Source organism: Actibacterium sp. EMB200-NS6 (assembly GCF_001305615.1).
Taxonomy (GTDB): Bacteria; Pseudomonadota; Alphaproteobacteria; order Rhodobacterales; family Rhodobacteraceae; genus Actibacterium_A; species Actibacterium_A naphthalenivorans.
In genome coordinates this window covers 2,627,369-2,647,500 of record NZ_CP010869.1, presented here as the reverse complement: position 1 = coordinate 2,647,500, position 20,132 = coordinate 2,627,369, and the positions used below count along the sequence as shown (strand labels likewise).

Here is a 20,132-nt window from a genome sequence, read left to right as displayed (position 1 = left end):
CTGTCTGAACATGGGGGGACCACCCTCTAAGGCTAAGTACTCCTTACTGACCGATAGCGAACCAGTACCGTGAGGGAAAGGTGAAAAGCACCCCGACGAGGGGAGTGAAACAGTTTCTGAAACCGGACGCCTACAATCAGTCGGAGGGGCCTCGAGCCCTGACGGCGTACCTTTTGTATAATGGGTCATCGACTTGGTCTCACGAGCAAGCTTAAGCCGTTAGGTGTAGGCGCAGCGAAAGCGAGTCTTAAATGGGCGTCGAGTTCGTGGGATCAGACCCGAAACCGAGTGATCTAGGCATGACCAGGATGAAGGTTGGGTAACACCAACTGGAGGTCCGAACCCACACCTGTTGAAAAAGGTCGGGATGAGTTGTGCCTAGGGGTGAAAGGCCAATCAAACTCGGAGATAGCTGGTTCTCTGCGAAATCTATTTAGGTAGAGCGTCATCCGAATACCCTCGGGGGTAGAGCACTGGATGGGTAATGGGGGCTTACCGCCTTACTGATCCTAACCAAACTCCGAATACCGAGGAGTACTAGATGGCAGACACACTGTGGGTGCTAACGTCCATGGTGGAGAGGGAAACAACCCTGACCTACAGCTAAGGCCCCTAATTCATGGCTAAGTGGGAAAGCAGGTGGGACGACCAAAACAACCAGGAGGTTGGCTTAGAAGCAGCCATCCTTTAAAGATAGCGTAACAGCTCACTGGTCTAATCAAGTTGTCCTGCGGCGAAGATGTAACGGGGCTCAAGCCATGAGCCGAAGCTTAGGATGCCGTAAGGCATGGTAGCAGAGCGTAGTGTGACATAACTCCTATCCTCTTTAGCGTCCTTCGGGGCGCCTTGGAGGATGCGGAGTTTTCTGTGAAGCCGGCCTGTGAGGGATCCGGTGGAGAGATCACTAGTGAGAATGATGACATGAGTAGCGACAAACAGGGTGAGAGACCCTGTCGCCGAAAGTCCAAGGGTTCCTGCTTAAAGCTAATCTGAGCAGGGTAAGCCGACCCCTAAGGCGAGGCCGAAAGGCGTAGTCGATGGGAACCAGGTTAATATTCCTGGGCCAGGAAGAAGTGACGGATCGAGACTGTTGTTCGCCCTTATCGGATTGGGCGGGCCGCTTATCGGTTCCTGGAAATAGCTCTTCCGCTAGATCGTACCCTAAACCGACACAGGTGGACTGGTAGAGCATACCAAGGCGCTTGAGAGAACGATGTTGAAGGAACTCGGCAAAATACCTCCGTAAGTTCGCGAGAAGGAGGCCCGGTTTCTACGCAAGTATTGACTGGGGGCACAAACCAGGGGGTGGCGACTGTTTACTAAAAACACAGGGCTCTGCGAAGTCGCAAGACGACGTATAGGGTCTGACGCCTGCCCGGTGCCGGAAGGTTAAAAGGAGGTGTGCAAGCACCGAATTGAAGCCCCGGTAAACGGCGGCCGTAACTATAACGGTCCTAAGGTAGCGAAATTCCTTGTCGGGTAAGTTCCGACCTGCACGAATGGCGTAACGACTTCCCCGCTGTCTCCAACATCGACTCAGCGAAATTGAATTGCCTGTCAAGATGCAGGCTTCCCGCGGTTAGACGGAAAGACCCCGTGCACCTTTACTACAACTTCACACTGGCATTAGGCCGAACATGTGCAGGATAGGTGGTAGGCTTTGAAACCGGAACGCCAGTTCCGGTGGAGCCTCCCTTGAGATACCACCCTTGTTCTGCTTGATGTCTAACCGCGGTCCGTTATCCGGATCCGGGACCCTGTGTGGTGGGTAGTTTGACTGGGGCGGTCGCCTCCCAAATCGTAACGGAGGCGCGCGAAGGTTGGCTCAGAGCGGTCGGAAATCGCTCGTTGAGTGCAATGGCAGAAGCCAGCCTGACTGCGAGACTGACAAGTCGAGCAGAGTCGAAAGACGGCCATAGTGATCCGGTGGTCCCGAGTGGAAGGGCCATCGCTCAACGGATAAAAGGTACGCCGGGGATAACAGGCTGATACTGCCCAAGAGTCCATATCGACGGCAGTGTTTGGCACCTCGATGTCGGCTCATCTCATCCTGGGGCTGGAGCAGGTCCCAAGGGTACGGCTGTTCGCCGTTTAAAGAGGTACGTGAGCTGGGTTTAGAACGTCGTGAGACAGTTCGGTCCCTATCTGCCGTGGGTGTAGGATACTTGAGAGGAGTTGCCCCTAGTACGAGAGGACCGGGGTGAACGATCCACTGGTGTACCAGTTGTTCCGCCAGGAGCAGTGCTGGGTAGCTATGATCGGAAAGGATAACCGCTGAAGGCATCTAAGCGGGAAGCCCCCCTCAAAACAAGGTATCCCTGAGGGCCGTGGAAGACCACCACGTCGATAGGCCGGAGATGTAAGCGCAGCAATGCGTTCAGTTGACCGGTACTAATTGCCCGATAGGCTTGATTTGATCCAGTAGAAGCAAGGTTTGAACCTGAAACTGCGGAGCAATCAAAAGCATACACAACAAAACATGTACTTGACCTGGACGGCAGGCGCGAAAAACAGCGCCTGCGGATGTGCTTCTTTCTCGGTTTGGTGGTCATAGCGCGAGTGAAACACCCGATCCCATCCCGAACTCGGCCGTTAAGCACCGTCGCGCCGATGGTACTGCGTCTTAAGACGTGGGAGAGTAGGTCACCGCCAAACCTAGAAAGAAGCACAAACCGTATCTCTCAAAACGATACCAGCACAGCGCCCCTGGACAATACCTCTAAAGGGCACGTGGCGCGGGATGGAGCAGCCCGGTAGCTCGTCAGGCTCATAACCTGAAGGTCGCAGGTTCAAATCCTGCTCCCGCAACCAGTTTTACTTGCTCGGGGCGCAAGTTGTGATCAGATCCTGCCCCCGCAACCATCTTTACTTGCGATGACCCCGCCCCTCCGGCGGGGTTTTTCGTTTGGACCGAAAGCGTAAGGATTCCAGCTAGATCACCGCGCACGTCGATCTCCACTTTGCCGTCCACCGGCGTCAGCACGATGTCCTCAACCAGCGGGTAATCCCCCCATTTTTAACGGGGTTCAGCCGCAGAATTCACGCGGCCATTTTCAGTTTCTGTGCGGGTGTGATGCCGCCGATGCCCATATTCGGGCGGTCGTTATTGTAAGTCCATAGCCATTGCGTGGCGTGATCTTGTGCCTCCTCGATGCTTTCGATGATGTATTGGTCGAGCCATTCATGCCGAACCGTTCGGTTGTAGCGCTCGATGTAGGCGTTCTGTTGTGGCTGTCCGGGTTGGATGTGCTGGATGGTAATTCCCTGTTTCTCGGCCCATTCCATTAGCTTGCCACTGATGTATTCCGGACGTTGTCGACCCTTATGGTGCCCGGCTTGCCGCGCCACTCGATGATGCGGTTGAGGCTTCGGATGACCCGTTCGGCTGGCAGCGAGAAGTCGACCTCGATCCCCCGCCCTTCGCGGTTGAAGTCATCCAGCACGTTCAGCAGCCGAAAGGCCCGGCCATCACCGAGGCGATCTGCCATGAAGTCCATGGACCAGGTCAAATTGGGCGCGTCCGGCACCGCCAGGATGTCAGGCTTCTCCCGTTTCAGCCGTTTGCGGGGCTTGATGCGCAGGTTCAGCTCCAGCTGGCAGTAGAGCCGATAGACGCGTTTGTGGTTCCATGGGTGCTCCTTCACGTTGCGCAAGTGCAGGAAACACAGGCCAAACCCCCAAGTCTTTCGCGCATCCGTCAGCCCCGTCAGAAGATCGGCGATCACCTCGTTCTCGTCCTTCAGCTTCGGGCTGTAGCGATAGCAGGTCTCGCTGACCCCGAAGGCCCGGCACGCCAGCGCAATGCTGACGCCTCGTCGTTCCACCGCCGTTTCGGCCATCTCGCGGCGCTGAGATGGCCCTGTCACTTTGTTCCAAGGGCTTCCTTGAGCAAATCCGCCTGCGTGCTCAGGTCCGCATACATCCGCTTCAACCGGCGGTTCTCATCTTCCATGGCCTTCATCTGGCTGATCAAGGATGCATCCATCCCCCCGTACTTCGCCCGCCATTTGTAGAACGAGGCGTTGCTCATCCCATGCTCACGGCACAGCTCGGCCACCGGCACACCGCCTTCGGCCTGCCGCAGGATCGCGATAATCTGAGCCTCAGTGTATCTGCTTGTCTTCATTCGAAATCTCCTCGTTCATCTTGCCGAGAAAATTCTACTTATGCAGCCCCTTACTTTCGGGGGGGATTACCCCCGTGACCTGCTCCCCTCTGAGCCCGCGTTTATTGGTTAGCTCTGTTCAGGTTTTGGTCTTCTTCTGACCTTTGGTGATACTCCCGCAGGGTAAGCCCGTCGAGGCTCGAGTGCGGGCGATGGTGAGGCGTGTATCAGCTTTCCTCGATGACGACCTTGCCCTTGGCGTAGTCCGTGGAGGTCTGAATATGTTCGGACATGCGCGCAAATGCCAATTCGGGGTTTCGCTCTTTTATTGCAGCCAGAATGGCCTTGTGCTGATTGAAGGCGAGTTTTGTTTGCGCGGGTTCATATTTGAAACGTGACCGCAGCGTTGCCGTTATACCAAGCACCTGGTTAGATACTGTTTTCAGTATCTGGCTTCCCGAAGCGGCCGAGATTGCCGCGTGAAATGCGAGATCCGCGTTCGCTTGCTCCATGGCGGAGCAGTTTTTTGGTAAGCTTTTCTGACGCAGCAACGTTGTTTCAATCTCAAGAATGGCTGCGCTGTCTGCGTAGCGGGCGGCGCTTTCGGCCGCGTGCGCCTCCAGAACCAGGCGCAATGCGTAGATTTGTGAGATATCTTTGGGTGTAATCTTCCTTACGCGGGCGTATTTGCGAGGTACGAGTTCGACAAGCCCTTCGCCCTGCAAGGCAAAAAGTGCCTCGCGCACCGGGGTGCGGCTGACGCCCAGTTCCTGGGCAAGGTTGCGTTCCAACAACGGTTGGTCGGGTTTGAGGTTCCCCGACAGTATTTCCCGCCGGATGATGTCAGCGACGCCTTCGCTGGTGCGTACCGTTACCGGATTGATATTGTCCGAAAAATATCCTGACATCTACTTGGCTACTCAGTTAATTTTTCCTCAGAGAATTTGTTGGCTAACACCTATGGCGGGTTTCAACAAGCCAATCATCCCGGGGCAACTGTGCTGCGTAAGTGCGCAATTCTCTGGGCGCTCTTTTTTTAATCATTTATGCCATAAAAGTGGACCCATGGCGTGGGTGTCGCTTTTTTTTTCTGCTTGGGCGCAAGATGTTTTGACCTCATGCTTTTGGTATACCAGTATACCACAAAAGTGAGGGATGTCACGATATGGCAAGAAGGGGCGTTGCAATGCGGAATGAGGCCGACCTGGATACGTATGCGGATGCAGGTTTTGGCCGGTCGGTTCCGCGAGGGCTTGCGCCCGCAGTCGTGGTTGTTGATTTCTCATATGGCTTCACTGACACTTGCTACCCGACCGCCGCGGACATGAGCGATGAGATAGCCGCAACCAGAAAGCTTCTTGATGTGGCTAGAGTGGCGGGGCGGGCGGTTATTTTTACGACGATCAGCTACACGCCCGGCGAGGTCACGATGCTGCCGTGGTTGCGTAAGGCGAGTGGGATGAAGGCGCTGATGGCCGGGACCCGCCTCGTCGAGATCGACGACCGGCTGGCACCGAGTGAAGCGGAGCCTGTGATTGTAAAGCATGGAGCCTCTGGATTTCACGGAACGAATCTGGCGGCACTGCTTGCCGGGGCTGGTATCGATACCGTGCTGATTGCGGGTGCAACAACAAGTGGCTGCGTCCGCGCGACAGTGGTGGACGCGGTGCAAAGCGGGTTCAACGTGCTGGTTCCGCGCGACTGCGTGGCCGATCGTGCACAGGCGCCGCATGAAGCCAACCTATTCGATATACAGCAGAAATATGGTGATGTCATCGGGCTGGACGATGCGCTGGCATATCTGCAGGCGCCGAGCAGGCAGGGAAATAAAGGGTAATGGAGACCACAATGGCAAAGACGGACAATTCGTTCGCAAATCCTTTCGATATTGCAGCGCCCGAGGGCGCGGAAGGCTGGGAGAGCCTGTATCGTTACTACGCGCTTCTGAGCGAGGATCGGCGCGCTTTCGAGGAGTCCAAGTTCTGGTTCTTCGACGGAATGCACAACCCTGATCCCCTGTATCCCTTTGACACGATCATGACCGAAAACTGGTGGGTCGCTGTCAGCCAGATGTCGAGCAGGGTCTGGGCGCTGCCCCCTGCCATGGGCATCGATCACCGGATCATCAACGGCTATCTTTATGTCAGCCCGAACGCGGTGACGGACCCCGAACAGATCGCCGAGCGGCAGGAATATTTTGCCAAGCGGGCAGGGCATTATTTCGAGAACTGGGATGAGATTTTCGTCAATTGGAAGACGAAGGCGCAAGATTGTATCGACCGGCTGCGCGCGATCGAGTTCAAGCCGCTGCCGAAATACGAACCCGAAAGCAGCATCACGGGTCACACGGGCACCTATTCCTCACTCGAGATGCTCAAGGACTACAGCCGCATGATCGAGAACATGCTCGAAATGGGCTCCTATCATTTCGAGATGCTCAATCTGGGTTATGGCGCTTATTTGACCTTTCGCGAATTCTGCCAGAGCGTGTTTCCGGGCATTGCGGATCAAAGCATTACCGACATGGTCTCGGGCATCGACATCCTGCTGTTCCGCCCCGATGACGAATTGCGCAAGCTGTCGCAAAAGGCCGTCGATCTGGGCGTCGCGGATCTCATCATGCCCAACCGGTCACCCGATGACATCCTCGCGGACATGGCGACAACCAATGCCGGCAAGGAATGGCTTGCCGCGCTGGAAGATGCGAAAGATCCCTGGTTCTGGTATTCTACCGGCTCTGGCTACTGTCACGCCGATCCGGTCTGGATGACGGACCTGCGCCTGCCCTTTACCGCAATGCGCGGCTACATCACCGCGATCCGCAATGGCGAAGACGTGCGCCGCCCGTTGGACAAGATCCTCGAGAAACGCGAACAGGTCACCGCCGAATACCGCGAGCTGCTGCCCACCGACGATGATCGTGAGGCGTTCGACAGCCTGATCGGACTTGCGCGCAAGGTGTTCCCCTTTGTCGAGGATCACAATTTCTATGTCGAGCATCTGCATCACTCGATCTTCTGGTCGAAGGTGCGCGAGCTGGGCGATGTCTTCGTGGCGCACAAGTTCTTCGACACGAACGAGGACATATTCTATCTGCACCGTCACGAAATCTACGATGCGCTGTACGATATGATCATCGGCTGGGCTGTCGGCACGCAACCGCGCGGCGAAACTTATTGGCGACCGATTATCGCCGAGCGCCGCCGCATCCGTGATGCGCTGTGCAAGTGGACACCGCCCCCCGCCCTGGGCACGCCGCCTGACACCATCACCGAACCGCTGACGATCATGCTTTGGGGCATCACGCAGGAAACGATCGAGGAATGGCTGGGTGTCGACCCTGAATCTGCAACGGAATTGCGGGGTGTCGCGGCATCGGCAGGCAAGGTGACCGGCAAGGCACGCGTCATTTCCGAGCCCGATCAGCTCTACGATGTGGTCGATGGCGAAATTCTGGTCTGCCGCGTGACAGCGCCAAGCTGGGCGCCTGTGTTCCCTCGCATCCAGGCTGCCGTGTCTGACGTCGGCGGGATGATGGCGCATACCGCAATCATTTCGCGCGAATACGGCCTTCCGGCCGTTGTCGGAACCGGCTTTGCCACCGCCCGGATCAAGACCGGCGACATGATCGAGGTCGACGGCAACATCGGGATTGTACGCATCCTTGAAGAAGAGGCAGCAGAATGAGTGATCGCCCCTACATCCTTTGGCTCGACGACCCTGCAGCCTCGAAGAACCCGATCCTGGGCGGCAAGTTTTCCAGCCTGGCGGAATCGACCGCGGCGGGGCTGGCGGTTCCGCCCGGTTTCGGGATCACCACCCATGCCTACCGCGATTTCATGGAGGCGGCCGGGCTGGTCGAAGAGGCCGCGCGCGTGCGAAAGGCCTGCGCCGATCTGGATCCTGAACATATCGCGAAAGAGACCGTCGCGCTGATCCACGGGATTCTGAACGCCCCTCTGCCCGAGGCGCTGGAGACTGCGGTGCGCACGGCCTATGACGCGTTGGAAACCCGCACGGCGGCCAACGTTCCCGTCGCGGTCCGCTCCTCGGGGGAATCCGAGGATCTGGCCGGGGCCAGCTTTGCCGGCCAGTACGAGACGTATCTGTGGATCACCGGCGCTGATGCCTTGTTGCAGCATATGCGCAAATGCTGGGCCGGGATGTATGGTGACGCGGTCCTGTCCTACAAGCACGATGGCGAATCCGTCATTTCCAAGGGTGACTTCGGCATTTGCGTGGGCATTCAGCAGATGGTGCAGGCGCGCGCGGCCGGGGTGATGTTCACGCTCGATCCGATCACCGGCGACCGATCGAAAATCGCCATCGAATCCTGTTGGGGCTTGGGCGAGGGCGTGGTCAAAGGCGACATCACCCCAAGCCAGTTCACCGTCGACAAGGTCACGCTGAAGCTGCTGAAAAGCAAGATATCGCACCAGACCGAGGAATACCGCTTTGATACCGAAAGCGGTGGCGTCGATCTGTTTCCGGTCAACGACGGGCGGCAGGACAGCCCCTGTCTGAGCCAGGCCGATGCCGTGGCGCTGGCCATCCTTGCCAAGCGGATCGAAAAGGATCGGGGCGCGCCGCAGGATATCGAATGGGCCATCGGCGCCAACGGCGACATTGCGGTCCTTCAGGTCCGGCCCGAAACCGTCTGGAGCAGCAAGGAGGCGAAGCCGGTTCTCAAGGTCACGTCACCGATCAACCATGTCCTGATGCGCATGTCCGGCGGCGGAGCCAAGGGATGAAGGCTTCGGACTTCATCTATCACCGGCCCGGCTCGGTGGATGAGGCGATCGCGTTGCTTGGCGATTATGGCGGCAGCGCCCGCATTCTTGCCGGGGGTCAAAGCCTCATGCCGATGATGAACCTGCGCCTGTGGCGCCCCTCGGCCCTGATCGATATCGGGCGCGTTTCAGGTCTGGACCAGATCGAAGAGCGCGGCGATGTGACCGTTCTGGGCGCGCTGGTCCGCTATCACACCATCGAGCATGACCCGCTGATCGCGCGGCGTCTGCCGCTGCTGGCCCATATGATCCGCTATGTGGGTGACCGACAGGTCCGCAACCGGGGCTCGGTCGGGGGCAGCCTGGTTCAGGCCGACCCGACCGGTGAAATGCCGCTTGCCGCGCTGACGCTAGGGGCGGTGGCGCATGTGCGCGGGCCAAATGGCGCGCGCCAAATTCCGCTCGAAGAGTTCTTTCTGGGCTCCTATGCCACCGCCTTGGAAAACGAGGAAATGCTGCTTGAGGTGCACTATCCCCGCCACCCCGATCATTTCATCTTTGCCGAGGTGAACCGGCGGCACAATGATTTTGCGGTCGTGTCCGTCGCTGTGCTCGGCGATTGCAGCGACGGCATCTGGCGCAATCTGCGCATCGGTCTGGGCGGGGTGGACGAAACCCCAGTGCTGGCGCGCGCGGCCATGGATCTGGTCGAGGGGACCGCACTTGACTGCGCGGATATCGCCAAGGCGGCCGCCGGTGCCGCCGCTGAAATCAGCCCGCCCAGCGATATCCGCGCCTCTGACGAATACCGCCGCCATCTGACGGAAATCCATGTCGGTCGCGCCCTGCGCGCCCTGGCGGATTGCACAACCGAAAACAAGGAAGCCCTTCTTTGAAATTCCTTCAAGAGTTCATCGTCGATCAGCCCATTGACACACTATGGGCCTTTTTCGATCAGCCCGAGCAGGTCGCCTATTGCATCCCAGGCGTTGAATCGCTCGAGATGCTGGATCCCGAAACCTTCACGGCGCGTGTCAAGCAAAGCGTCGGGCCGATCTCGGCTACGTTCGAGGCCAAGGTGCACATCACCGAAAAAGTGCAGGGCGAGCGTATCGCCTTTACCGCGACAGGCAGCGCTGTGCGCGGAGCGGTCGGAAATTTTCGCGCTGAAAGTCTGGTGCGCCTGATCCCGCAGGGGAGCAGCACCGAGGTTCGTGTTGAAAGTGAAGCCGCCCTTGCCGGTGTGCTGGGCAGCGTGGGGCAGAAGGTCATCGCCAGGCAGGCGGAAAAGATCACCGGGGTCTTTGCCCAGACCCTGCAGGACAAGCTGAGTGGCAAGGAATCCGCGGTGGCGGCGCCAGGGCCCATGCCGCGCCCGTCCGTGTCACCCGCGGCAGCGGCGGCGGGATATGCGATGCCCGCGCCTGTTCAGGTGTGCTCTGACGGTTGGGGCAAGGTCGGGGCGGCACTTGGCGCGGTGAACGTCGCAATCGGGCTGGCGATTCTCGTGTCGCTGACCTGAGAAGCGCCGAGCGAAAAGATGCGGCGCGCGGCGCCGAATGCAAAAGAAGGAAGAGCCATGAAACGTATCGGCCTGATAGTGCCCAGTTCGAACACGACGATGGAGACGGAGATCCCTGCGCTTTTGCAGCGCCATCCGGGGGTTTCGGATCCGGGGTTCACGTTCCATTCGAGCCGCGCGCGGCTGCATACGGTGGATGTGGAAAGCCTGAGCGCGATGGTCAGGGACGGCGACCGCTGTGCCGCCGAGCTGGGCGATGCGGATGTGGATGTGGTGGCCTATGCCTGCCTCGTGGCGCTGATGACCCAGGGCGCGGATGCGCATAAGGGGATCGAATGCAAGCTGGGCGAGGTGATCCGCGCGGGCATCGACCGCCAGGTGCCGATCGTGTCCAGCGCCGGCGCGCTGGTGCGCACGCTCGATGCGCTGGGGCTGAAGAAGGTCGCCGTGGTCGCGCCCTACATGCCCGCGCTCACGAAGCTGGTGATCGACTATATCGAGGCCGACGGCTTCACCGTGACCGACAGCGTCAGCCTGTCGGTGCCTGACAATCTCGAGGTGGGGCGGCTGGATCCGATGAACCTGCCCGGCCATGTGGCGAAGCTCGACCTGTCCGGGGCCGACGGGCTGATCCTGTCGGCCTGCGTGCAGATGCCATCGCTTCCGGCGGTTCAGAAAGTGCAGGACATGATCGGCCTGCCGGTGATCACGGCGGCGACCTGCACCGCGCGCGAGATCCTGACGTCGCTGGGGCTGGACCCGGTGGTGCCCGGCGCGGGGGCGGCCCTGGGCACCCTGCCCGCAACAGCGCAGGTGCCGGCATGAACGTGCGGATCACGGGCACATCGCTTTATCTTCAGGCCAACGGGCTGCGCCACCATGTGCTGGTCTACGGCGACACCGGCCAGCCCGCGGTGATCGTGCTGCCGGGGATCACCAGCCCGGCGGCGACGGCGGATTTCCTGGCCGTGCAGATCGCCGATATGGGGTTTTCGGTCTATGTGCCCGACATTCGCGGCCGGGGCGAAACCGATGTGGCGCCCGCCGGTGCCTATCGGTTGCACGATTACGCGGCGGATGTCGACGCCCTGGTGAGGGGGCTGAAGCTGCACAGGCCGATCGTGATCGGCCATTCCATGGGGGCACGGATCGCGGCGGCCTATGTCACGCAATACGCGCCCGAGGATCACAACCTGGCGGTGATCATCGACCCGCCCCTGTGCGGGCCGGGCCGGGGGGCCTATCCCACCAGCCTCGAGAGTTTCATGGCGCAGCTGAATGAAGCGAAGGCCGGCACCACGCTGGAGGCGGTGCGGCGGTTCTATCCCAAATGGCCCGAGCGCGAATTGCAGCTGCGCATCGAGGTGCTGCCCGGCTGCGACGAGACCGCGATCCGCGAGTCCCATGCCGGGTTCGAGAGTGAGGATTTCTTCCCCTTCTGGGAAAAGCTGACCCTGCCCGCGGCCCTGATCCATGGCGGCGACAGCCCGGTGGTGACAGCGCAGGGCGCCGCCGACCTGGCCCGCACCAACCCCGCCATCCCGATCACCTGCGTCCCCGACGCAGGCCACATGATCCCCTGGGACAATGAAAAGGGGTTCTTCCGTGTGTTGAGCCCCATCCTCGCCCCATATCTGCCAACCGCCGCGCACCAGCAGAAGTAGGGCGCATGGTCAACTTGGAAAACTCGTCTGGACATAAGGAACCCCAAACATGGATCTGAACTCTTTGATCGAGATCTGTCTTCACCAGCTGACGCTTTCCGGCGTGCATGAGGGTGAAAAGGTCGTCGTGCTGTCGCAGGGCAGCGAACGGATGGATTATGCCGATGCCTTCATGGCGGCGGGTCAGCGGCTGGGCGCGCGGATGTATCACATGCGCCTGCCCGAAGTGCCGCCCGCAGGCAGCTGGAACGTGGGCGAGACCGGACTGGCCGCCAACCCCTCCGCCGTCGAGGCGCTGAAGGATGCCGACATGCTGGTGGACCTGATCTTCCTGCTGTTCTCCGACGAACAGATGGCGATACAGGCGGCAGGCACGCGGGTTCTGACCGCCGTCGAACCGGCACCATTGCTGGCGCGTCTGCTCCCCACCAAAGAGCTGCGCGAGAGGGTCGAGGTCGGCGCCGAGATCCTGTCGAAAGCGAAGACCATGCGCATCACCAGCCCGCATGGCACCGATGTGACCTACCGTCTCGGGGTTTATCCGACCATGTCAGAATACGGCTATACCGATGAGCCTGGGCGCTGGGACCACTGGCCGGCGGCCTTTGTCTTTTCGGGTGGGGCGGATGATGGCGTGGATGGTCAGATCGTCGTGGCGCCGGGTGATGTCCTGTTGCCTTTCAACAGCTATGCGCGCGATCCGATCACTTATACGATTGAAAAAGGCACTATTACCGACATCCGCGGCGGGCTGGATGCGGAACTGGTCAAATCCTACATGGAAAGCTTCAAGGACCCAAAGGGATACGGCATGAGTCATGTGGGCTGGGGGCTGGACCACCGGGCGCAATGGCACGGGCTGACCCAGTTCCCGGGCGGCATGGGGATGGAGCTGCGCAGCTTTTACGGCAACGTCATGTTCTCGACCGGGCCAAACAACGAGCTGGGCGGACCCAACGATACCGCCTGCCATCTGGACATCCCGATGCGCAACTGCTCGCTGTTTCTGGATGACGAAGCCATCGTCATCGACGGCGATGTCGTCGTCAAGGAAATGCAGCCCGTCGGCGTCTGAGTTCCTGCCCCGGCATTGCCAGCACGTGCCGGAGCCAAAGCCCGAATTATCGTGAAACTTCCGCACATATCAGGAGCCGCTATGACAGCCAGCACCAACCGGGTCGAAATTTCGCTTGAGATCAATGGCCGGACAATTACGCAGTCTGTTCCGGTCCGGATGCATGCGGCGGATTTTCTGCGCCAGACGCTGGGGCTTACGGGCACCCATATCGGTTGCGAACAGGGCGTCTGCGGCATGTGCACCATCAGCGTCGATGACAGGGTGGTGAAATCCTGTTTGCTGCTGGCGGTTCAACTCGACGGGGCGCGGGTGCGTACTGTCGAAGCACTGTCCGATGGTGACAGGCTGAGCCTTCTGCAAGAGGCGTTCAAGCGCCACCACGCGCTGCAATGCGGGTTCTGCACGCCGGGGTTCCTGGCCGTCGCAAAATCGCTGGAGGCATGGGGGCGGGTCCTGACGAGGGCCGAAATCCGCGACGAGATCAGCGGCGTCCTGTGCCGCTGCACCGGATATGAAGGTATCGTGCGGGCAATAGAAGACTATCTTGGTGCGGTCCACGGCATGTCCGCGCAGACGGAGGTTCCGGCATGAATTTCCAGGTGACGGCGGGGGTGGATATGCCAGCAGACACGGATCGGGCAATTATCGGAAGATCGGTTCCCCGCAAGGAAGATGACCGGCTGTTGCGCGGGGGCGGGCTTTTCGCCGACGACGTGACACTGGCCCATCAGCTTGAGATGGCCGTGGCGCGCTGCCCCTTTCCCCACGCCCGCATCCTGAGGGTCGATACCACAGCGGCCGAGGCGCTGCCGGGTGTCGTCCAGGTGCTGGACGGGCGAAGGGTGGCAGAACTGAGCGAACCTTTGACAGTTTTGCGCCCCGTTCCCGGTGCGCCGAGCCTGCCCTACTATGCGCTGGCGCGCGACCGCGCCACACACGAAGGTCAGCCTGTGGTCAGCGTCGTGGCGGTTACCCGCGCGATCGCGGAAGACGCCCTGGAACTGATCGAGATCGAATACGAGCCGATCCCCCATGTCACCGACATGACCGCGACGCTGGAGCCGGACGCGCCGGTGCTGCACCCGGATGTCCTCGAGAGCAATCTGATGGCGTCGAACGTGGACCGTGCCGGAGAACCTGAAGCACAGCGCGACGCGGCGCATGCCGTGCTGGCGGACCGGTTCGTGGTCAACCGGGTCGCTCCGCTGCCGATGGAAACGCGCGGCATCGTTGTGTCCTGGCGATCCGGCGCCCGCGCGCTGGATGTGCGCAGCTCGACCCAGGTTCCGCATCTGGTGCGCAAGCAACTGGCAGAGTCCCTGCGGCTGGACGAAAGCAGCATCCGGGTCGTCGCGTCGGATGTGGGGGGGGCCTATGGGCTCAAGCTGGGGGCCTTCCCCGAAGACATCCTGGCCTGTCTGCACGCGATGCTGTTGGAACGGCCGGTCAAGTGGATCGAGGACCGGATGGAGTATTTCCGCGCCTCGACCCATGGGCGTGAAGCCTTTCACGACATGATGATCGCGGCGGACAAGGACGGCCGGATCACGTCGATCATGAATGAATACACGACCGATATCGGCGGATGGAATTCGCCCTTCGGATCGTCTCAGTTGTCCTCGGTGACCTTCACCGGTCCCTACAGGGTGGCGGACGCGCAAGTGAAGCGCAACGTGGTGCTGACCAACAAGACGCCGGTGGGGGCCTATCGCGGCTATGGTCAGCCCGAGGTCAATTTCGCGCGCGAGGTCCTGCTGGATCGGCTTGCGCGCCGGTTGAACAAAAGCCCGCTGGAGATGCGCCGCCTGAACATGCTGCGCCCCGAGGACCTGCCCTGGACGACGCCGAGCCGCGCGATTTATGACAATGGCGACTACCTGCGCACACTCGAAATGGCGGCTACGGCCGTGGACTACGAACGCCATTGGGCGGCTTCGCGCAAACCGCGCGGCGATGGGCGGATTGTCGGCATCGGACTATCGTCATTTGTTGAACGGACAGGCTATGCCAGCGCGCGGTTTCTGGCCAATCGCGGCTCTCAGTTCGGGGCGCATGAAAGCGTTACACTGCGGGTCAACCGCTCTGGTGGCGTTGATCTTTATACCGGGGTCTCGACCTTCGGGCAGGGCAGCGAAACCGCCTTTGCGCAGATTTGCGCGCAGGTGCTGGGGATCGACTATGACTTTGTGCGCGTCCATGCGGGGGATACCGGGGCGTCGCCGCTGAACACCGGCGCTTTCGCATCACGCACGCTGATCGCCGCGGCGGGTGCGCTGAAAGAAGCCGCCGAAGCGATCCGCGACAAGGTTCTGGTGATCGCGGCGATGGCGCTGGAGGCCGAGACTGATGCGCTCGAGATCCGGGATATGGCTGTCTGCCTCAAGGCGGATCAGGGGCGGTCGATCAGCTTCAAGGATATCTTCAACCGGGCGATCACCGGGCAGGGTATCCCCGAAGGGATCGCCCCGGGGCTTGAGGCCACCGCGCATTTCGAGCCACGGTCCGCGTCATTTTCCTTTGGCACGGCGGCGGCGGTGGTCGCTGTTGATCCCGCCACCGGGGATTTCGAGATCGAGCGTTTCGTCATGGTCCATGACTGCGGCGTACCTGTGAACCCGCTGCTGGTCGAGGGGCAGGTGCGTGGCGCGCTGGTTCAGGGGCTGGGCGCCGCGCTGGACGAAGAGCTGCGCTATGACCCGGAAACCGGCCAATTGATGAATGGCTCGATGATGGACTACTTCGCGCCGATGGCGAGCGACGTGCCCCCGATCGAACTGCTGCACACCGAAGTTCCGTCGGATGTGACACCTTTCGGCGTACGCGGTGTGGGCGAGGTGGGGACCATCCCGCCAGCGGCGGCGCTGACCAACGCGGTCTGCGATGCGCTGGTCGATTTCGGGGTCGAAATTTCCCAAATGCCGCTGACCCCCGAACGGATCTGGCGAGCGATCAGGGCAGGGGCCGCGTCATGAGCGCGACGGCGAAGCGCGATCTGGCAGGGCGCTATGCGTCCGCTGAATTCACTGCGCTTGAACTGGCCGCGCTTGACTGGCTGGACGGGTTCTATCAGCTTGAGCACCTTCTGTCGGCACGCGAATGGGCGATCCGGCTGGACCCATGTGCATCGGACGCCCTGAGATTCGCGGCCCTCGTCCACGACGCGGAACGGTTTTTCCCGGGCGGGCCGAGCAGCACGCCCCAAGACGGGTTCGACAATCCCGATTACCTGTTTGCGCATTCGCTGCGTTCTGCCGATATCGTCCAGCAATGGCTGGCCGCGCAGGGCGTCCCGGTCGATGATCCGTTTTCGCGGCGGGTCCGAGTGCTGATCTTGCGGCACGAACTGGGCGGCGACACCGAGGAAGACATCCTTCAGGCGGCAGATTCCCTGGCATTTCTAAGCACGTTTGACTGGCTGGTCGTCCAGTGGGTGCGCGACGGGCACTATACCGTGCCCCGCGCGCGCGAGAAGCTGGACTGGACCATGACCCGGATCCGTTTGACAAAGGCGATGGGTTTCGCGCTGCCGCTTTACGCTGACATTGTCAGCGCGTTGGAAAACCCCACACCCCCTGCAATCAATCCGCAAGACAGGCGTGCCCTCGCAGGGAACCGTGATTTTCTTTTGGGGCTGACGTCGACTGCGAGCGACGCGGCCGAAGCGTGAGTTCCCGGGCCTGCGGGTTCACCGCGCGAACGCATGTGAACCTGCTCCTGATCGTTGAGCGGTACCGATAGGGCTGGATGGCGGAGCATAAAAAGGAGACCACGCGATGAACAGACAAGACCTGCCGGCCGTCGATCCCAAGGAGTTTTGGCCCCTGATGGGGGTGCGCGCCATCGGCGGGGCCGTCGTCGCCGCGACCGGCGCGCAGGGGCCCGCCGGCTTTCTGGCATTGTCAGTTGCGCATCTCACCGCCACGCCCCCGACGCTGATGGTGTCGGTGGGGAAATCAACCTCGGCGCTGGCGACATTGCTTGAAGCAGGGAGCTTCGCGGTGAACTACCTGTCCGCCGATCACAAACCCCTGGCCGATGTTTTTGGTGGGCGTACGGCGGCAAAAGGGGCGGATCGCTTCTCGACCGGGCAATGGGGCACATTGCTCACAGGCGCGCCGGTGCTTTCCGATGCGGTCGGGGTCATCGACTGCGTCATCGAAGAAACGATCGAGCGACATGAAACCCTGATCGTTCTTGGAAGGATCGTGGGCTATGTGGCAGACAATGACGCGCCGCCGCTGGTCTACTACAAAGGCGGAATTTTTCCTGTTTAGGGCACCTGATGCCAAAGACGGGCCGGGGTGTGCCCGCCACTAGAGCCTGAAGCGGGCCGAGATTTCTTCGGCGGCTTCAAGCAGGTGTTTGCCCGAACTCAGGATTTCATTCTGATGTTCGAGCCCGACGATGGACAGCGCCGCGATGCATTTCCCGCTGCTGTCCAGAATTGGCGTCGCGGCAGCCAGAAGGCCGGTTCCTGGCTCCGAAAAGGCGATGCGATCCTCGGCGATCTTGAGCCGTTCGTGTTCCGGTATCGGGTTCTGATCCAGTGTTTCGAGTTCACGCAGCGCTTTGGGGTCTTCGAAAACGATATGTATCTTGCCCGACGCGGATGTCACTGGATCCAGCCGCGCCCCCACCTCCTGCCGCGCGACAATCGTACGCTTGACCTCGACGCGCTGGATGATCACTGGCGCGCCATTCTGATAGCTGGTCAGCGACGCGGTTTCGTTCGTGCGCTGCACAAGCCGTTCGAGAATGGGTTCGACGCGATCGCCAAGATTCATCTGTCGAAGGGCCGCCGCGGCGACCGAAACACAGCGCAGCGAAAGCTGATAGCAACCGTCTTCCCGCAGTTCGACCCACCCCGCATCCGCCAGGGTCTTGAGCTGCTGATAGGCCGTCGCCCGCTGAAGTTTGAGCCCGGCGCAGATATCGCTCAGCCGCATGGGAATGTCAGTGCCGGCGATGAAGTCGAGCATGCGGAGAACCTTGGTTGCTGTCGAAAGGCTTCTTACGCCACCTGTCGGCTTCGCTGTTTCAATGTCCGTCATGAAAACTCCAAAGCTCCAATATTCTCGCCTCATATTCAGGCAGTTAGCATACGCGCTTTGGATGGGGATGGAAAAGCACGAAACGGGTTTGACAAAGCCTAAATCGAATTTCATAAAATTCAAATAAAATACGGTGTATCTAATATGAATACAACATGTGGCGCCGTCCGGTTAAAGATTTGTGGAGCAACATATGCATCTTGAACGGAGTGAAAGCGGTTTGGGGGCACTGGACCAGTTGGACGAATGCGGTCTGCGCTCCGCTTCGATTCTGATGAAGCCCGAGCGACTTGCCGCGATCCAACCGTCCCGGATCAGTGCTTCGCGCGCTTTCGTCGAGCAGATGATCAAGGAGCGCTGGTCGATCACGCGCACCCGGTTCCGCATCAACGCGAACGGGGAGGGCGAGGCGCTGTATCACATCGTATGTGGAGGCTGGGAGTTTTCCTTCCCGATCTACTCTTTCAAGCCGACTACAGCCGGCAGGACCTTCCGCATCATCGGAACCGCTTGGGATATGATGGGCGCATTGGTCGAGGGCCGCATTTCCGATGCGGATTTTGAGACCACCCGTCAGGAAATGCCCAAGCTATACCGTGGGCGCGCGACGCCCGGTACGCTGGCATGGTTCCGCGCGAACCGCAGCGCGCGGGTTTTTGACGACTGTCTGACCAGCCTGTCGGGGGGGCTGCAGCCTGATGCCGAAATGCTGTGGGACGCTGGTTATACCATGCGCAACACCGGGTTGGACGGGAACGGCACCTTCGGCACCAAGACCTTCGTCGCGTTCGAAAAGGATCATCCGCTGCGCTGGTCGCTTTCGGCGCAGATGTTGGCGGCCTATATGATGCGGGTCTTCGCCACCGATATCCTGAACCATCTGGCGCGGGAAATCGGCGGGAGCAACGCGGTTCCTCTCGATCCAGAGATGTCCCGCTATCTGGGTGTCGGCAATGGCTCGGCGCTCGGGTTGATGTTTTTCGTGAATAATCGACCCAAGCTGGTGAACAAATGGCTTTTGATCCGGGAAAAGACAATTGCGCAGGCCAAAATGCTGGACCTGTCGGAAAACTGCGCCCCGCTGGACCGGCTGATCGGGCTGGTCGATCGCACGATCACCTACCGCATGGAAGATACCACGCCCTACGGGCGCTACCCGCCTAGCAGCGACATCGCCGCTGAGCTGGCGACGATGAGGGGTGAGTTGGAGCGGCTGCGCAAGCAGGTGGCAAGTGGTGCGAACCCCAGCCGTACACCGCTTGTCGGCTTTTGCAAATCAATCGAGGGGCGGTACGGGGCACATGCGATCGAAACGCTGATGTCCCTGTTGATAGATCTGGTGCCCGACTATGCCGATGCGCAGGTCAAGACCCTTGTTGTCGACGAAGAGATCACGGGCGCGCCGGAAATGTCCGTGGGGCATCTGCGCGACATCATCCACAGCCAGTATGGCTGGGCCTTGGGGATGGATCTGAGCTCCGATGCGTCCCGCCGGTTCATCTGGTACAAATCGCGCAATGCCGAGGAACCCCGCCGCGGTCCGCGGGCGGATATCGACGAAGCCTATGAACTGGGGCTGGATCTGCCACGTCTGGTGGTCGCCCTTGATGCGAAGCTGGCCGAGGAAGACCCCACGATCAGCGTTGCGCGGTTTCTGCTGCGCCATCCCGACAGCCGTTTCATCGTCAGCCGCATTCAGTCGCTTGACGGGCTGAACTATCATTCCCCTCACGCCAACATCATGAGCGAAGATTTTATTCCCGCTCATATCACCAAGCTTCTGAACAGCGGCATCCATGGCCTCGACAAGACCGTGGATGCGATGGATCGCGTCATCCGTGGCGTCCTGTTTCAAGGCGCGCCGCTGCCCGAGGAAATCGCTTGCGGCACGGCATCCGCTGACTGGGCCAATCCTCCGCGGACAGGAAAAAAGTAGACATGAGCGAACAGACAGAAACATCCTTTTCGGCATCGCTTCGTGA

The 20,132-nt window shown here is 60.3% G+C and carries 15 protein-coding genes, 1 tRNA gene, 2 rRNA genes and 1 pseudogene (1 of these 19 cut by a window edge); 16 read left to right on the top strand and 3 right to left on the bottom strand.

Annotation, left to right across the window (positions count from 1 at the left end):
* The 3 genes from TQ29_RS12825 to TQ29_RS12815 all read left to right on the top strand — a co-directional run.
* A 23S ribosomal RNA gene (locus tag TQ29_RS12825) occupies positions 1-2,416 on the top strand; it begins 417 nt to the left of the window's first position.
* 124 nt (positions 2,417-2,540) lie between these two features.
* Positions 2,541-2,655: ribosomal RNA gene (gene rrf, locus TQ29_RS12820) — 5S ribosomal RNA — on the top strand.
* Positions 2,656-2,734: 79 nt separating this feature from the next.
* A tRNA-Met gene (locus TQ29_RS12815) sits at positions 2,735-2,811 on the top strand.
* A gap of 228 nt (positions 2,812-3,039) precedes the next feature.
* Here the strand turns inward: TQ29_RS12815 and TQ29_RS12810 are convergent.
* Positions 3,040-4,126, bottom strand: a pseudogene (locus TQ29_RS12810) (IS3 family transposase).
* 206 nt (positions 4,127-4,332) lie between these two features.
* Positions 4,333-5,013 carry a GntR family transcriptional regulator gene (locus TQ29_RS12800; protein ID WP_054539487.1) on the bottom strand — a complete coding sequence of 227 codons (681 nt, stop codon included), beginning with the start codon at positions 5,011-5,013 and terminating at the stop codon, positions 4,333-4,335.
* 278 nt (positions 5,014-5,291) lie between these two features.
* On the opposite strand from TQ29_RS12800, the gene TQ29_RS12795 reads away from it, so the two are divergent.
* The 12 genes from TQ29_RS12795 (at position 5,292) to TQ29_RS12740 (ending at position 17,373) form a co-directional block, all read left to right on the top strand.
* Complete coding sequence (locus tag TQ29_RS12795) at positions 5,292-5,942, top strand: isochorismatase family protein (RefSeq protein WP_054539486.1); 651 nt, start codon at positions 5,292-5,294, stop codon at positions 5,940-5,942.
* Between the two features lie 11 nt (positions 5,943-5,953).
* Entirely contained in the window at positions 5,954-7,792 is a 1,839-nt protein-coding gene (locus TQ29_RS12790) for a PEP-utilizing enzyme (RefSeq protein ID WP_207642711.1), read from the top strand.
* Complete coding sequence (locus tag TQ29_RS12785; protein WP_054539484.1) at positions 7,789-8,856, top strand: PEP/pyruvate-binding domain-containing protein; 1,068 nt, start codon at positions 7,789-7,791, stop codon at positions 8,854-8,856. Before TQ29_RS12790 ends, TQ29_RS12785 begins: the two co-directional genes overlap by 4 nt.
* Complete coding sequence (locus TQ29_RS12780; RefSeq protein ID WP_054539483.1) at positions 8,853-9,731, top strand: xanthine dehydrogenase family protein subunit M; 879 nt, start codon at positions 8,853-8,855, stop codon at positions 9,729-9,731. Before TQ29_RS12785 ends, TQ29_RS12780 begins: the two co-directional genes overlap by 4 nt.
* Entirely contained in the window at positions 9,728-10,357 is a 630-nt protein-coding gene (locus TQ29_RS12775; protein WP_054539482.1) for a CoxG family protein, read from the top strand. Before TQ29_RS12780 ends, TQ29_RS12775 begins: the two co-directional genes overlap by 4 nt.
* 57 nt (positions 10,358-10,414) lie before the next feature.
* A complete protein-coding gene (locus TQ29_RS12770) occupies positions 10,415-11,182 on the top strand; it encodes an aspartate/glutamate racemase family protein (protein ID WP_054539449.1) in 768 nt (255 codons plus the stop codon).
* The gene (locus TQ29_RS12765) at positions 11,179-12,021 is read left to right on the top strand and encodes an alpha/beta fold hydrolase (RefSeq protein WP_054539481.1); all 843 of its coding nucleotides are present in this window, start codon (positions 11,179-11,181) and stop codon (positions 12,019-12,021) included. Before TQ29_RS12770 ends, TQ29_RS12765 begins: the two co-directional genes overlap by 4 nt.
* Positions 12,022-12,070: 49 nt before the next feature.
* A complete protein-coding gene (locus tag TQ29_RS12760; protein WP_054539480.1) occupies positions 12,071-13,096 on the top strand; it encodes a hypothetical protein in 1,026 nt (341 codons plus the stop codon).
* A gap of 81 nt (positions 13,097-13,177) precedes the next feature.
* On the top strand, positions 13,178-13,690 hold the full coding sequence (locus TQ29_RS12755) for a (2Fe-2S)-binding protein (protein WP_054539479.1): 513 nt from the start codon (positions 13,178-13,180) through the stop codon (positions 13,688-13,690).
* Positions 13,687-16,071, top strand: coding sequence for a xanthine dehydrogenase family protein molybdopterin-binding subunit (locus TQ29_RS12750; protein ID WP_054539478.1), 2,385 nt, complete (start codon positions 13,687-13,689; stop codon positions 16,069-16,071). Before TQ29_RS12755 ends, TQ29_RS12750 begins: the two co-directional genes overlap by 4 nt.
* Entirely contained in the window at positions 16,068-16,766 is a 699-nt protein-coding gene (locus tag TQ29_RS12745; RefSeq protein WP_054539477.1) for an HD domain-containing protein, read from the top strand. The genes TQ29_RS12750 and TQ29_RS12745 overlap by 4 nt, the downstream gene beginning before the upstream one ends.
* A 106-nt stretch (positions 16,767-16,872) precedes the next feature.
* Positions 16,873-17,373, top strand: a complete 501-nt coding sequence (locus TQ29_RS12740) for a flavin reductase family protein (RefSeq protein WP_054539476.1) — start codon at positions 16,873-16,875, stop codon at positions 17,371-17,373.
* 39 nt (positions 17,374-17,412) lie between these two features.
* Here TQ29_RS12740 and TQ29_RS12735 read toward each other — a convergent pair whose 3' ends face one another.
* A complete protein-coding gene (locus TQ29_RS12735) occupies positions 17,413-18,150 on the bottom strand; it encodes an IclR family transcriptional regulator (protein ID WP_255353432.1) in 738 nt (245 codons plus the stop codon).
* 193 nt (positions 18,151-18,343) lie between these two features.
* Between TQ29_RS12735 and TQ29_RS12730 the strand changes: the two genes are divergently transcribed.
* Positions 18,344-20,086 (top strand): hypothetical protein, encoded by a 1,743-nt coding sequence (locus TQ29_RS12730; RefSeq protein ID WP_054539474.1) that lies wholly within the window; start codon positions 18,344-18,346, stop codon positions 20,084-20,086.
* The last annotated feature ends 46 nt before the right edge of the window (positions 20,087-20,132 follow it).